At 46.1% G+C, this 16,192-nt stretch carries 9 protein-coding genes; 1 reads left to right on the top strand and 8 read right to left on the bottom strand.

Going from position 1 to position 16,192, the window contains the following annotated elements; all coding sequences use genetic code 11:
• Positions 1-70 precede the first annotated feature (70 nt).
• From AC3WTJ_RS04275 to AC3WTJ_RS04240, 8 genes are all read right to left on the bottom strand, one after another.
• Positions 71-2,887 carry an RCC1 domain-containing protein gene (locus AC3WTJ_RS04275; RefSeq protein ID WP_492520719.1) on the bottom strand — a complete coding sequence of 939 codons (2,817 nt, stop codon included), beginning with the start codon at positions 2,885-2,887 and terminating at the stop codon, positions 71-73.
• Between the two features lie 55 nt (positions 2,888-2,942).
• Positions 2,943-6,089 carry an efflux RND transporter permease subunit gene (locus AC3WTJ_RS04270; protein WP_492520718.1) on the bottom strand — a complete coding sequence of 1,049 codons (3,147 nt, stop codon included), beginning with the start codon at positions 6,087-6,089 and terminating at the stop codon, positions 2,943-2,945.
• Positions 6,086-8,107 (bottom strand): efflux RND transporter periplasmic adaptor subunit, encoded by a 2,022-nt coding sequence (locus AC3WTJ_RS04265; protein ID WP_492520717.1) that lies wholly within the window; start codon positions 8,105-8,107, stop codon positions 6,086-6,088. The genes AC3WTJ_RS04270 and AC3WTJ_RS04265 overlap by 4 nt, the downstream gene beginning before the upstream one ends.
• A 247-nt stretch (positions 8,108-8,354) precedes the next feature.
• Complete coding sequence (locus AC3WTJ_RS04260; RefSeq protein WP_492520716.1) at positions 8,355-9,179, bottom strand: carbohydrate ABC transporter permease; 825 nt, start codon at positions 9,177-9,179, stop codon at positions 8,355-8,357.
• Positions 9,176-9,997, bottom strand: coding sequence for a carbohydrate ABC transporter permease (locus AC3WTJ_RS04255; protein ID WP_157317415.1), 822 nt, complete (start codon positions 9,995-9,997; stop codon positions 9,176-9,178). Before AC3WTJ_RS04255 ends, AC3WTJ_RS04260 begins: the two co-directional genes overlap by 4 nt.
• A gap of 145 nt (positions 9,998-10,142) precedes the next feature.
• Positions 10,143-11,444, bottom strand: coding sequence for an ABC transporter substrate-binding protein (locus AC3WTJ_RS04250; protein ID WP_492520715.1), 1,302 nt, complete (start codon positions 11,442-11,444; stop codon positions 10,143-10,145).
• 124 nt (positions 11,445-11,568) lie between these two features.
• Positions 11,569-12,636: a response regulator transcription factor gene (locus AC3WTJ_RS04245; RefSeq protein WP_492520714.1), complete on the bottom strand. Its 1,068-nt coding sequence runs from the start codon at positions 12,634-12,636 to the stop codon at positions 11,569-11,571.
• Positions 12,633-14,423, bottom strand: a complete 1,791-nt coding sequence (locus AC3WTJ_RS04240; protein WP_492520713.1) for a sensor histidine kinase — start codon at positions 14,421-14,423, stop codon at positions 12,633-12,635. Before AC3WTJ_RS04240 ends, AC3WTJ_RS04245 begins: the two co-directional genes overlap by 4 nt.
• A gap of 147 nt (positions 14,424-14,570) precedes the next feature.
• On the opposite strand from AC3WTJ_RS04240, the gene AC3WTJ_RS04235 reads away from it, so the two are divergent.
• Positions 14,571-16,136, top strand: coding sequence for a GGDEF domain-containing protein (locus tag AC3WTJ_RS04235; RefSeq protein WP_492520712.1), 1,566 nt, complete (start codon positions 14,571-14,573; stop codon positions 16,134-16,136).
• The last annotated feature ends 56 nt before the right edge of the window (positions 16,137-16,192 follow it).

Raw genomic sequence — 16,192 nt, 5'->3', positions numbered from 1 at the left:
AGAGTAATATTCACTCTTCGTGTTCCAGCTGTACCTTTAACAGATTCCCTATTCAGCTATCTGGTTAGAATTACTTGCCTTGCAGAACGTTTCCGACACGCTCGACAACGACGACCGCTTGCGCTCTTGTCGTTGCTTCATTCGGTGCCAAACTTCCGTCGCTTAAACCTTGTATAATTCCTTTACTCACGGCTTCGCTCATCACAAAGCTTGGGTCAATGACGGTATTTGCTTTTTGCAAATCCGGGGTTATGACACGGAGAGCAACGGTTGCAATCTCCTGACGGGTAATCGGAAGATCCCAGCCCTGTTGCAGGTCCCCCGCTTGCAGAATGCCCGCCTTTTGTACAGCGTCAACGTAGGGTTGATACCAGGCGCCGCCTGTGTTTTCTGAAGCAATAGGCAGATGCATAGCCGTAACCGCAAGCTTCAGAAATTCGCCTCTGGTAATGACACGATCAGGAAGAAAGCTGCCGTCGCTATAGCCATTTACAATGCCTTGCTCTGATGCTTGAAGAATATTTCCCTTCGCCCAGTGACCTTCCAAGTCATTGAAAGAAGCATTTAACCCAGTAACAACCTCCGGCAGATTGCGATTTGCTAAGGAACTGCTCCCCAGTTGGCCTGTGTAATTGCCGCCCCACGTCCAAATGGTGCCGTCCGTTCCTTTCACTACGCTATGTGTCCCGCCTGCCGCAGCATCATCTGCTTTGGCAATCCCCTTGATTTGTACCGGTTTATTCTGATTGGCCTTCGTACCATCGCCGATTTGTCCAAAAAGATTTTGGCCCCAAGCCCAAACACTTCCGTCCTTCGCAATCGCTAGACTGTGATAAGAGCCTGCATGTATGGACTTCATGGAAGGCAATGTCGTCACTTGAACCGGCTTCGACTGATTAACGGTTGTTCCGTTCCCTAGCTGTCCGAAGGCATTGTAGCCCCAAGCCCAGACGGTGCCGTCATCCTTTAGAGCAAGCGCAAAGTTCTTACCGGCCGATATCGCGATAACACCAGCTAGATCATAAATCTGCGCAGGCTGCTGCTTACTGGCAAGCGTCCCATCTCCTAGCTGTCCACTCGTGTTATCTCCCCATGCCCAGATTTTCCCGGTATTTTCTAGGGCTAAGTTAAAATTAGCGCCTGAAGCGATAGCAACAATGTTGGAAAGTTGGATAATTTGGTTCGACGCTGCCGTTGTGTCATGGCCTAATTGTCCATAGGTATTGTCGCCAAAACTCCAAACAGAACCATTATTAAGCAAGGCCAAAGTATGATTGCTTCCAGCTGTCGCGGATACCACACCGTTCAAGCCTTTTACTTGAACGGGTGCCGTGCTTGGCGTCGTTGTTCCATCGCCCAATTGACCAAAGAAGTTTTGCCCCCATGTCCATAGGGTCTCATCCTTTTTAACGGCAACCATGTGAGTATCTCCGCCTTCAATGGCAGAAATCCCGTCCAAACTTAAAGCCTTCGGAGAAATGGCGGAAGTATGCGTTCCGTCTCCCAATTGGCCGAACGTGTTACTGCCCCAACCGTACAGCTGATTATTTTTTATAATAAATGTATTGCTTTCGCTCGCCATAAGGGGCTGATCTTTAGGTGCTTTTATAATAACTGTCCCTTCGCCGGGCTTAACCACGGAAGGATTCAACCACTCGTCCACTTTTGTTTGAACCGGAGTAGCTTGATTATTCAGGGTATTGTCGCCAAGCTGGCTGTAACTGTTGTTCCCCCATGCCCAAAGCTTACCCTCTTTATCGATTGCAAAAGTGGAATTGGAACCTGCCCCTATTCCTGTTATTTCCGGCAAATTATTTACACGATCGGGAAATATTTGACTCCATGTTCTTCCATCAATTCCGGTTCCAACGCCTAACTGACCAGAGGTATTGTTTCCCCATGTATAGACGCTGCCATCCTCTTTTAAAATAGCAGCATGGGAACCTCCAGCCGTTATTTGAGACACGTGATCCAGCCCGGAGATAAGAACTGGGTACTTATGTTCATCAGGCGAATTAGTCGTAATAGCGCTATACATTGTGCTTGGGTCCGAATCGATCAATCCCCAAGTTAACACAGTACCGTCATCTTTAAGGGCTAATGAGTAGTCGAATCCGGCAGCGATCTGAGTTATATGCCAGTTGGCGCTTGTAGCCATAATCGGCGTACTCAAACGGTTCTGATCAAAGCCATAACCAAGCTCGCCAAAGAAATTGTCGCCCCAAGCCCATACAACGCCGTCTTGATCAAGCGCCAAAGTATGGTAAGCACCGCTCGCTATCGCTTTAACAGATGCGATATTGCCGAGGACTTGAACGGGCTTATTTTGGGTAGTATTCGTACCGTCTCCGAGTTGACCGTACGTATTATCTCCCCAGCCCCAAGCTGTTCCATCGTCCTTGATGGCAACCGAGTGGAAACTACCTGCGGAAATTGCCGTCACATGAGTGAGATTAGCCACTTGGACAGGTGTCGACCGATCTATTGTGGATCCGTCGCCCAGCTGGCCGAAGGTGTTCTCCCCCCAAGACCACACGGTGCCGTCCGACTTGAGTGCCAAGGAATGAGCCGAACCAACCGCAATGGCTGTAATACCCGACAATCCGCTAATTGGTGTCGCTTGATTACGATTGCTCAGTCCTCCCCCCAGCTTACCGCGAAGGTTATTTCCCCATGTCCAAACGGTACCGTCTTTCTTCAAAACAACCGTAAAACCTTTCCCGCCCCGAATTTGCTGAATCGAGGCAGAGTTCATGTCAGATGTGGCTGTAATAGGGCTGTTAGTTTCCCCAAAAACTTTCCCGGGAAATACCGAGAAAGCTGTAAAGGAACTAAAAAGCAGAAAACCTAGCAGCCAGAAAGTAACGTTACGTTTCACTGTTTTCATGTTCCTTCTCCTTAAAGCTTTCCATCATGAAAGCTATCTTCGTAGATCTCTATCACTAAACGATCGTCCCTGGCTCCTGGGTAATGGTTGGTTTGCGTTTAAATCTTTTTGTAATGCCATTTTTCCAACCTTCCAGCAATGTGTAAACAACAGGAACCAATACAAGTGTAACTAAAGTGGATAAAGTCAAACCAAAAGCTACAACCGTTGCCATGGAAGCCTGTGTCTCCGCACCTTCCCCAAATCCGATAACAAGGGGCAGCATTGCTAGAACCGTTGTCGCCGTAGTCATCAGAATAGGCCGCAACCGCACTTTACCCGCTTCAATTAAAGCATCGAACAGCGGCATCCCTTTGGCACGCAATTGGTTTGTATAATCGATTAATACAATGGCATTATTAACGACAATCCCTATTAGCATGATCATTCCAATGATAGAGTTCATATTAATCGTTCGATGTGTGACGAGAAGTCCCAGTATGCCGCCAATAAACGTTGGCGGTAGGGAGAACATGATGATGAATGGACCATATAACGATTCAAATTGGCTAGCCATAACCATGTACACCAAAGCGACGGATAGAATAAGAACTAAGTATAAGCTTTTAAAAGAATCATTCTGACTAGTCTGCTGGCCGCCCATTTTAACTTGGTAACCGTCCGGTGGTTGAATCGCATCAATTTTCGCTTTGACGAGCGCCGATACCTCCCCTACGGATGCGCCAAATACGGAAGCTTGCACCGACGCCACACGGTTCTGATCTTGTCTGCGAATTTGTGCAGGTCCTGTACCTGGCTCAACTTTGGCAATGAGACTAACAGGGACAATCGTTCCGCTTGCCGTATTGATCGTCACATTGTTGAAATTCTCCAACTTATTGGTGAATTCATTCGGATACTTCACTAGAACGGAAATTTGCGAGCTAGCGGTTTTAAACTGCGTAGCCACACTTCCTTGATAAGCTGTACGCAGTGCCGTCATCACGTCTCTTAACGAAACGCCGTAATGCGCCGCTGCATCGCGATCGATCGTTAAATTAAACTGTGGAATCGAACGATCTAACGTATTTTGCACATTACGTGTGCCGTCTACGGAAGTAATCTCCTGTGCGACGAGGTCGCCCAGCTTTTGCAGTACGGCTAAATCCGGTCCGGATAAATCAACTTGAATGTCGCCGCCACCAAAGTTGCCGCCCCCGCCAAGTCCTGGCAGACGTACACCGGATGGAACACTTACACCGATTTGCGCACCTGCAAAGCCCGTTGTGAGCGTCCGGATTTGTTCGGCGACTTGATCGGTACTTTTCTTTCTCTCACTGAGCGGTTTTAACCGGATCTGAATGCTTCCCGTATTCGTTGACGCTGATTGAAAGGCTCCGCCACCGGCAGATCCGACAGAAGTAAAGACCGTATCGATTTCCGGCACGTCTTTCAATCTCGTCTCCAGTGTAGAAGCTACTTGATTCGTCACGGCGAAATCTGTCCCTTGCGGCAGATTGATATTTAAGTTGACTTGCCCTTGATCTGTTTTTGGCGTTAACTCACTACCAACAAAACGAACCGAGTACACGCTGGCAGCGAATAACAGAACTGTTATCGAGATAATCACCCAACGATGAAGCATTGACCAACGCAGCAGCCTTCCGTACACCTTCGTGAGAAACTCCATACCTCTGCCGAACCAAACGAAAGGGTTCAGGCTTCTGCCGGTTGGCAGTTCTTCATCGACTTTGCGGCGCAAAATTTTCGCAGCTAGCATTGGCACCAATGTTACAGCGGCAAACCATGCGGCTATATGGGAGAAACAAACAACCAATGCCATCGGCCAGAAAAACTGTTTAACTAAGCCACTAATGAAAGCCGTCGGCGCAAAAACCGCAATTTGAGCCAATGCTGAAGCCATAACCGCTGTACCTACCTCGGCTGTTCCTACTTTGGCAGCTTCTTCAGGAGACAAGCCTTCATGGCGCTTACGGAAAATACTTTCCAAAACAACGACCGCGAAGTCTACGAGTGAACCAAGACCAAGCGCCAAGCCCCCGAGCGTGATGGTGTTAATCGTCTGATGACCGAAATACATCATACTGAATGTGCTTATGATTGAAATCGGAATAACGACACCGATAATGAGCGTCGCCCTTACACTTCGCAAGAAGAACAACAAGATGATGACCGAGAACACGCCACCAAGCAGCGTATGCTCAACAACGGTACGTAAGGAATCGCGAATAAACTTGGCGGAATCATTCAATACCGCGATATGCATGCCTTCCGGAAGCTTGGATTGAATTTCTTGAAGCGAGTTCTGAATGTTGGTGGACACGGAAACCGTGTTCCCATCCGATTGCTTAAGAACAGAGAGGGAAACGCTGACTTCTCCGTCTTTGCGCGCTTCAAGCGTAACATCTTGATAAGTATCAATAATAGTACCGAGTTCGCTTAGCGCGATCGTTTGTCCACGTCCTAGCTGAACCTGTACTTTTCCGATATCAGCCGTTGACTTAAATTCTCCGTCAATATGCAAAGGCACCAGTTGGCTGCCTTTATTCACAAGACCGGCGTCCGTGGAAGAGTTATCATTACCGAGAGCTGAAACCAACGTACTGAAAGAGATATTGTATTGCTGCAAGCGACTTGGTTCGACAAGAATTTGTATTTGTCTGACACGTCCGCCGGTAACCCCAACCGATGCAACGCCATCGGATCGCTGAACATCAGGACTCACAATATTGTCAGCGATGTCGCGCAGTGTGACCAGATCTGTTTTACCATACAAGGCTAACGTCATGATTGGTGTACTGTTCGGATCTACACGTGAAACGACAGGGGCATCCGCATCCGTAGGAAGCTGCCTTCGGACACGATCTAATTTATCCCGCATGGTCAGGGTTGCCTGATCAATATTCGTTCCGTAATTAAATTGCAGGGTAACGTTACTTGATCCCGTACGGGAGCTCGAGGATATACTCGTGACTCCTGTGACGGTAGCCATTGCATTCTCAATCGGCTTCGTAATTTGTTGTTCAATCTGTCCTGGCGATGCGCCGCTCCAAGAAACCGATACCGTTGCTGATGGAATTTCCAGGTTCGGGTACAGATCCACGGGGAGTAGCGGAATTGCGATCGAGCCTACGATCACGAGTGAAATCATGATCATCAAGATGGTGACAGGACGATGAACGGAGAAATTAGCTAATTTCACTGTCCAGCCCCCGCTTTCGGAGCTGCTGCATCAGCGCCGTTGCCGGTTGGCTTAGCCCCTGATGGGTCAGCTCCCTTACCTGGGGTGCCTTGTCCGTTTTGTCCTTGGCCGCCGCTTCGGCCTTGGCCTTGACCAGCTTGACCGCCACCCTGGCCGCCTTGACCGCCTTGTCCGCCAGTTCTGCTTTGGCCTTGGCCTTGACCACCCTGTCCTTGTCCTTGCCCTTGGCCTCCGCCCTTGCCTTGACCCTGACCGGCCTGCCCCTGGCCTTTGCCTGCTCCATTTTCTTGTCCTGGTTGATTAATCTGAACCGGAACGTTATCAGAGAGCAGCTCTTGTCCTTTAACGACAAGCTCATCTCCAACTTTCAGCCCGCTAGTAATTTCGAAGGATGAACTGGTCATCACGCCTACTTTTACAAGCACCTTAGACGCTTTCCCGTCTTTCACAATGTATACCGCATTACCGCTTGGTTGGCTGAGCACGGCGTCTGCAGGTACAACGATGGATTGTTTACCCTCACTTTTGAGTGACGATTCCGCAAACATCCCAGGCAATACTTCATGGTTATCATCTTTAATTTTGATGTCGACCAGGAAAGATTTGGACGTAGCGTCCATGGTTGGATGAATGGTATACACGGTTCCATCAAACGTTTTATTCAATGTAGGAATTTTAACCGACATCGGTGAGCCGGACTTGATTTTGCCAATGGATGCTTCGGATACGTTTACGGTTGCCAACAATGGATCTACCGTAGCAATCGACATGACAGCAGCTTGTCCGGCATTCTGTCCGACTGGAACCAGAATCGCGCTTACGATCCCTGCAACAGGGCTCGTCAACACACCATCTTGAAGCTGTTCACTTAAAATACTCAGCCTAGTTTGAGCTTGCTGCAGCTGAGCAGCACTTACCTCCAAGGAATCCGTAGACTGGGCAGATTTCAGCTGCTGCTTGGATTGTTCGAGCGCAGCCTCCGCACTGTTTTTGGAAATATCCTGAGAAGATTGTGACTGCGCCAGCTGAGTACGGCTGAGATCCAGCTGAGCTGCAGCGGTCGCTTGTGTATTAGCCAGTGATAATAGCGCTGAATTTAAGGATTCCTGCGCAACTTGTACCGATTGTGAGCTTTGTGCCGTCAACAGCGCATTTTGCAAGCTCGTCAACGATTGCTGCGCCGACTGTGTATCTTTATACTGCGCCTGCTGCGCTTGCTGCAAGGAAAGCTGTGTCGTTTGCAGCTTAGCTAATGCGCTGTCTACGTCTTTCCCCGTCTGAAGAGCTGAATTGTAAGCAGCAACAGCTTGCTGCACGCTTAATTGAGAAGCATCTATATTATTATTCTGTGTTGTTAATAAGCTGTCTAACTGGGAATTCAAGTTCGTCTGGGCGACAGTCACGGCGGTAGCGGCATCAGCTTGTGCTTTACTGAAGCCTACTTGTGCCGTAGATACCCCTTGTTTTGCGGTTTCAATCGAATTTTGCTGAGTCGTAATCGCATTATTTAATTGCGTTTGCGCCAGAGCCACAGCATTCTTCTGATCATTAATGGTTTTCTCGTAAGCGGCTTGCTGAACGGCCAGCGTTTTCTGAGCTAGAGCCAGACTGTTCGCCTGATCATTCACCACTTTGTTGTACTGTACTTGACTTAAAGCATAGTCGATTTTGCTCTGCTCGACAGATTGCTGAAGCGTAGTGGTATCAATGTGCGCTAAAGCCTGTCCGACCGTCACTTTATCCCCGATATTCACATCAAGAGAAGTAATGCGGCCATTCACTTTGGAAGAAAGATTCGTAGTGAAGGCCGGCGTGATCGAGCCTGTAAAGACCTGCCCGCCACCGATGTCCGACAATTTAACAACTTGTGTTTCTACGGTCATCTGACGTGTTCCCGTTCGTCCGTTTGCCCCTGGTTTAGCGGTGCTTGCTGGTGCGCTGCAACCCGCTATGGTGACGGTTATCGCGGTAACGACTGCGATGATTGTGGTACTCTTGAGTGAACTGTACTTCCTCATGGGATGGAAACCTCCGTCTGCTTCATTTCATTTGGGCAAATACTCTCTTTCAACATATTTGACATTGATGATAGAAGTGTGATTAAAATGTGAAGAATATGTAAAAACAAGGAAAAACACGCGATTCCGCTAGGATAATAGGCCTGAAAAAACGAAAAAACCACCCAATATGGGCGGTTTCCCGAAAACCATTCGACTGATTTCGACTAATTTTGCAGTACCCTTATGCATAATTCTTGTCATTCCGTCATCCTTTTACAGCCCCGTCCGTAATCCCTTGGATAATCCAACGTTGGAACAAGGCAAATATGACGACGATCGGAATGGATGACAAAATCAGAGAGGCCAGAATGAGCGACCATTCCCGGCTGTACTTGCCGAAGAACATATTGATGGTCAAAACTAACGTATATTGGCGGAAATCGGTCAGCATGAGCACCGGCAAGAGGAAATCGTTCCACAACCACAACAGATTGAGGATACCAATCGTAAAGGTAATCGGCAGCAGCAGCGGTAAAATGATCATGAAAAAGGTTTTTACTTCGCTGCATCCATCCATTTTCGCCGACTCATCGAGCTCTCGTGGAATGCCTTTCACAAAACCGTGATACAGAAACACGGCCATACTGACGCCAAGTCCGGCACAAACAATGCCCAAACCAAATGGCGAGCCCTGCAGTCCTAGCGATTTTGCCATCTTCGTTAAAGTAACCATTATCGTCTGAAAAGGAATCAGCATCGAGGATACGAACAGCAAGAATATCACATTGCTCAACTTTCCAGGCGTTCGGGAAAGCTTGTAGCCCGCCAAAGAGCTGCATAACACAATGACCACAATGCCAGTTACAGTGACAACAATCGTATTCCAGCCACTCTTAAGCATGTTCGCTTTGCTAAAGGCCTGCAAATAATTCTCAATGTGAAGCTTGACGGGTAAGCCTAGAACGGAGCTGTACATCTCTCCCTGCGTTTTGAAAGAATTCAATATAGCCATGTAGATCGGAAAAAGGAAAAAAACAGCCAAGATGCCTAGTACCCATAGAGACAGCCCCGAATACTGCCGCTTGTTCATGCCTCTACCTCCCGCTTCTTCATCACCGACACTTGAATAAGCGTAATGACAAGTATGATCAGGAAGAGAATAATTGCTTTCGCGCTCGCATATCCGTATCGAAAATTGCGCTGATAAGCCTCTTCCAGAATATTCATAGAGATAACTTGCGTTGCCCGGGCAGGTCCTCCGCCTGTCAAAGCATAGATTAGGTCATACACTTTAAACGAGTTGTTCAAGGTTAAAAAGATGCAGATCGTGAGCGCATGCGCAATCAACGGCAGAGTAATATAGCGCAGCATATGATAAGGTTTGGCGCCGTCAATAATAGCCGCTTCTTTGAGATGCATGGGAATGCCTTGAATGGCCGACATGTAAATAATCATTAAAGTTCCAATACCGCCCCAAACCGAAACGAGCATGATCGTGAAAAAAGAGACGTTGGGGTCGCCCAACCACGAAATATCGAGAAATTTCAAAACGGCATACTTGGACAATGCAGGCATGACCTTTGTAAACACGAATACCCACATGAACGTACTAATGATAATACTTAACATGCTAGGCATGAAAAAAATGGTTCTAAGCCACCCTTTTCCTTTGCTTTGAGATTCAATCATGAGGGCAAGCAGCAGCGCTATGGCGTTCTGGAAAACGACAGCAAACAAGACGTATTTGGCCGTGAATACAATCGAGGATCGAAAATTCGCATCATCGCGAATAGCTTCTATAAAGTTCTCTATCCCAATGAAACTGTAATGTTTGTTCAAGCCATCCCAATTCGTAAAGCTGTAATACGAGCCTTGGAGCATCGGAATAACCAGAAATATCACATACATGATAAAAGCGGGCAGCACGAACAAAATCAATGATGTATGATCTTTGGCAAGGCGTTTCAGCACGTGGGCTCACTCCTTAGGAAAATCTCGTGCTCTGCCTTGATCTTACAAGGACCGGGGCAGAGCACAACATGACTTCCAATCTTTATTTTTTGTTGGCTATCGCATTCGCATCTTTCCACGTTTTATCCAGATCTTTAATGACATCATCTGCGGACATTTTCTTGTTAAAATAGGCTTGAAGCGCTTTGCCCGACTCATCTTTCACGGCAGCTGGAATCTGCGGATCTTTATACGATTGCCCTTTGTTTACAAAAACGGAAGCGTCCTCGACCCAAGGGTACGGTTTGAACGTGTGGTTTTTGGACACTGGATTGAACTTCAAACCTTGGTACAGATCGTTCGACGCTTGATCATCCAAAATGAAGTTCAGCAGATCCGCCGAAACTTCTTTATTTTTCCCTTGGGAAGCCATCGCTAAGGAAGTTGACACGGATACGTTGATTAGTGTTGCAGCAGGATCATCATTAATAGGAAGTGGAGCAACCCCGAATTCGAACTTATCATTAGCCTTCAATAGGCTGTCTGCATCCCATGGACCTTGCACCCACATAGCGGCTTTGCCGGCAGCGAAATCAGCAGCCCCGTCATCGTTGCCTACTTCAAATACACGATCAGTGCCATTGCTGTTAACAAGATCGATGATTCCGAACATCTCTTTCACATCTGCAAAGCTTCCTTGGTTTTTGTTCATTTTATCAACAAAATCCTTGTGGCTGGAGTTGCCTAACCCACCAATGGCCAGAGGCAAGAACAGCTGAGGAATCCAGCTTTCTTTGTAACTTAGCATAAACGGCTTGATTTTATTGTCATTCAGCTTTTGAACAACAGCCTTCATTTCTGTCAAAGTGGACGGCGGCTTGATGCCTAAATCTTTAAAGATTTTTTTGTTGTAAAGATACCCCCATGCCAAGCTTTCCATAGGTACCGCTACGACTTTATTATCAATTGTCACGAGTGACTTAATGCCATCAATTAGCTTAGGGGAAAGCGGTTGTTTCGTTAAATCGTCCAAATAACCGGCTTTGTAATAGTCAGGAATGTCGTTCACGGCATGCAAACTGAAAATATCGGGAACATCGCCGGTGGCTAGACGCGTTTTCAAAATTTGTGTGGAATTATCGGAGCCCGGATACTCGGTATTGATCGTAACCTCGATATTTTTCTCTTTCTTTTCTTTTTTAGCAAATTCAGCGAAATACTTCTCAAATTGATCGCGAAAACGGTCCAAGCCGCCAAGGAATACTTTTAATTCAACCTTTTTAGCCGCCCCCTCGCTTTTGGCATTGCTGCTTCCTCCAGCGCTTGGCGTGCTTTGACCCGAAGAACAAGCTACCGTGCTTCCTAGCAGAGCCGTAGCAACTATCATTACAAATGCTTTCTTCATTTTGTCGCCCCCTTTGTTATGGTAACGCTTACGAACCTAGTATACTTAAGAAAGCGCCACCATTCATTGGACAGAAAAAGCATCTCGGATTGGATAATATTGATATCACTCCACTGGCTTAAGCTCATTCATCATCCTGTCTCATCTGAGATGGCGTCATTCCTGTCATTTTTTTGAATATGCGGTGAAAATAAGTGAGATCGGAATAGCCGACTGCTTCTGCGGCACTCTTGATAGATACAGAGGCGTCCTGAAGAAGCTCCAGCGCTTTCTCCATCCTCTTGGCAATCAAGTAATCCATGACGGTGACGCCCACTTCTTGTTTGAACATGCGGGAGAGATGCTCTTTGCTGACAAAAAATGTGTTCGCAATAGTACCTAGACTCACTTGCTCGGCATAGGAAAGATCAAGATACTTCCGAATCTCGTCGATATTAATGCGATTCTTATTTTTCCTTTGGTGAATAAGTGCTTCCAAGATCCCGACATAGGTGGTAGTTAACACCTCGATCCACTCCATTACCTTCGTATCATCCGTAACAAAAAAATGGCTGACGCTTGCTTGAGCATCCGGAGTTAATTCGCTTCCTGAAAGGGCGCATTGCTCCTCCAATAGCAGCATGAATTGCTTGTAGAGTGAATTATTCAGTCCAGGCTGCAGGCTTTCTTGATCGCTCAACACTTGCTCCAACTGCTTAAAACTTTTTTTGATCGCCTCTGTGTTCATCTCTTGAAAATGCCTGGTGACCGTGTGCTTCATCTCGGTAATGACCTTCAATAACTGCTTATCCAACGGCTTGGCCGCATGAATCCCCCGTGTTACGCCCAACTCTCGAACCGCTTTCTCCAAAGCTCTGTTCAGCTCTTCCGGGTTGATCGGCTTGATCAGATATTCATCCACCTTGGATAAAATCGCCTGTTTCGTATAGGTAAAATCATCAAATCCGCTAATGACAATCTTGCGTATAAACGGGTAATCTTCACTTATTTTTTGCAATAGCTGAGCTCCGTCCATGCCTCGCATTTTCATATCCGTTATGACGATTTCAGGATGAATCTGCGCTATGATATTTAGGCCGCTAAGCCCATCTTCGGCTTCCTCAACCTGAGAGATGCCTAGTCGCTCCCAATCAGCCAAATGCCTTATACTGTTGCGGACCCAGAATTCATCATCAATAATGACAGCTTTCATTGTATAGGCTCCTCTCCTTTAACAATGGCGGGGATAACGACTTTGACCGTCGTTCCGGCACCTTTCGAGCTTGTAACAAACATCCCGTACTCTTGACCAAAAATAAGCTTAATCCGTGAATTCACATTGTTCATTCCCATGCTTTCCCCTATCACTTGATCCTCCCCAGGGCGGCTTAATTGTCGCCGAATGTCCTCCAATCGAGCCTCATCTATGCCTAGTCCGTTATCTTCAATACTAATTTCGATGTCATCCATCATTTTCTCGACTCTGATCGTGATGATCCATTGGCCCATCTTTCCTTCCAAACCATGGACAAAACAATTTTCTACGATAGGTTGAAGGATGAACTTGGGAAGCTCGTAATGTCCACAGTCCTCTTCGATGTCCATTTGAATATGAATCATGTCTTGAAAACGCAATTTCTGAATCTGCAAATAGTTCGTGACATGTTCGATTTCATCAGCCACGGTGACCAGATCCGATTTCATTTTGATCGTATAACGAAATAACTCGCTAAGCGCTCTGACGTACTCATAAATTTCCGGTGCATGTCGGGAGAGGGCAACCCCGCCTATGGATTGCAGCGCATTATACAGGAAATGAGGATTAATCTGTGCCTGCATCGCTTTCAGCTGTGCGGTCCTCTTCTCAATTTTGCTTTTATACTCAATTTGCACCAGCTCTTTAATTTTCAGCAGCATGGAATTAAATCGTCTCTCCAGTGTACCGATCTCATCGCTTCGCACCTTGTCGACACCCACGTTGAAATTCAAGTGCTCCAAGGCCTTCATCGACCTCGTTAATCGAATAATTGGCTTTGTCGTGAAATAAGCAATCAATACGGAAAGAATAATCGCCAACAGTGTAGAGACCATCGCTGTATAAAAACTAAAACTCAGCGTCGTGGAAGCGCCTTCATTCACATAGCTAATCGGGATAAATTTCACGATCCATAAGTTGGCCGACACAACAGGCTGATAAAACAGAATTCCTTGCTTGGATTTAATAAAGCCTGGTTCCATTGGGCCGTGTATCGCCTTTTCCAGCATTTCCTGATCCATCATCGTTTGTACGGGGTAAGGGTTGTACATCATGTTTCCCTGCGCATCCAATACAAGCACTTCGCTATTGGGCTCCGAATGGATCATGTTGATGACATTATCCATCATATTCCATCTGGCTTCAATAAACACGCCGCCAAGAATTTCGCGATCTTCAAACCGATTCATGCTGCGTATCAATTTGAAATTATTGTGTGTAGATTTCACAATCTTATTGACGGTCTGATGGTTGTTGGCTGATTCTCCTTCTTCCAAAGCGGGATTCACTTTCTGATCTGTTGATCGAACGGCATCTTTATCCACAATATAGAGGCGCTGTTTGGCATTCAGATACAGAGAAATTGAAGCAATATTCGTGTTGTTGGCCACATAGAGAGATCTGAGCTTCTCGTCTATATACGGTTTACCTGTATCCAGACCGGTACCAGCGCTAATCGTTTCGCCATTGGTATTCGGAAATAAATTATTATCCATAAGAAGGGAATACGCCACCGAATGCAATTGGCCAAATTTTTCATCAAAATATTTCGCTGCCCAGTCCATCCTTGACTCGTTAGAACGTATGATTTCCAGACTTAGTGAGTGCTTGGTCGTCTTTGCAGCGAAAATCGTTACTAAGGTTAACGGCAGCACAGCGATAATAACCATTAGAATCATAAGCTTGTATCTCATACTCATTTGAAAAGGAAACTGAAGACGCCGAGTCATATTTCTAATTTCCATAGTCGATCCCCTTTTTATTGATAGTTAAAAATCTTCGTCAAATCACCTTATATTTTCCTCCCCTTTTGTTATTGCATAGCAAGCAAAATTCATGCTACTGTGAGAGTGAACACTCCACTATACGATCACGAGAAGGTACATTTTATAATGAACGAACTTTTCATGGACTTCTTAACGATTTTGCTCCCTAGTTTTTTCTTTTTCTACATGGCAGTAACCTTACTACATCGAAATATAAAAAGCATGTTGAACCGAATTGCCGCTCTGCTTATGCTGGCTTTTCAGTTTTATTTTTTAGGAGAATACATTAAAACATCTTTGCTGCCTCAATATCAAATGCAAATTGTTCTGTATGGGAATAGCCCGATGCTTCTATTGGTCATCTGCTGTTTGGTCCATCTCAGCGTGCTCATCGGAAACCCTGCAACTTCGGCTTTCAAGCGATTGTTGCCTTTCATTTACGCAGCCCCGTATACATTGTGGCTTGGGTTTTTAATCACCAAAGATCATCGCGTCTTATATAACGCTGAAGTGACGGATGGACGAAGTCCGCTTGATCCGCAATTTTTACTTATTACCGTTCTCTTTATAGCAGGATATATCCTGCTTTCGGTGATCATCCTCGCCGTTTCTTGGTATTGTGTGAAGGAAATCAAACATCGACAGGTTCTGCGTTCCCTGCTTCTCAGCTTATTTTTGCTGTTTGCCTGGTTTGTCTTGGTTATCTACCTTTTGCAATCGAAAGTATTAACGTCACGAAATGCCATGATCCTATTTTTTATCGGCTATTTGCTCTGGGCTGTTACCCTCCGCCATTTGGTTGGTAAATATGACATTATGCCGGATTACCGCAAGCTCTTCCATATTCTTTTCAAGTCTGCGCCGACCGCCATTCTGCTTCTGGATCAAAAGGGAGACGTTAAAGAAATGAATCCCCGGGCCAAACAATGGCTGGACGGGATTCCTGTCTATCATATTATGAGCTATTTCCAGTTTGAGAATAACATGCCCGTAGTCGACATGTTGGCTCTGGTTCAGCAAGAGAATGAAGTCCAGTGGGAGGCTCAACTGCATAATCCGAAGAAAGGCGATTTGGATTTGATTATGGGCCTTGAATTGATTGAGGAAACCGACGAGAAGCTATACGTGATGCACCTGACAGATGTTACGTCTCTCAAGGTTGCGGAACGTAAATTATTGAATTCCGAGCAAAATTACAAATATTTAGCGCACCATGATTCACTTACGGATTTATATAACCGGGCTGCCCTTCATGAGCTGCTGTTAGAAAAGATCGAGCGCCGTGAAAGTTTTGCTCTTATCTTAATTGACCTGGATAATTTCAAACCAATTAACGATCGATACGGGCATTTTGTTGGCGACCTTTATCTCAAACATATTGCACTTATGTTGGAAAACTGTTCCAAACCTGATGATAGGATCGGACGGATTGGGGGAGACGAATTCGTTTGGATTATTTCCTCCATAGATGAAAATAGCGAGTTAGATCGTTTAGTCGACCATCGGTTGTCTCTCTTACAGAAGAGCCCTTTTACGTATAAAGGGATTGAAATTCCGATTTCGTTTAGCTCCGGAGTCAGCCAATTTCCTCGAGATGCCACGGACATCACGACATTAATGAAGAACGCGGATGAAGCTATGTATACGATGAAACGGGCAAGAAAAACTGGCATTTCCTCCTTGGCAGATTGAATAGCCAGGGACAACAAACGGCGGCAGCCTTGGACGGAACATCTCGTCCTTGACTG

It is taken from the genome of Paenibacillus sp. FW101-FHT12H11, assembly GCF_058790355.1.
This window is presented reverse-complemented; position numbering and strand designations above follow the sequence as displayed.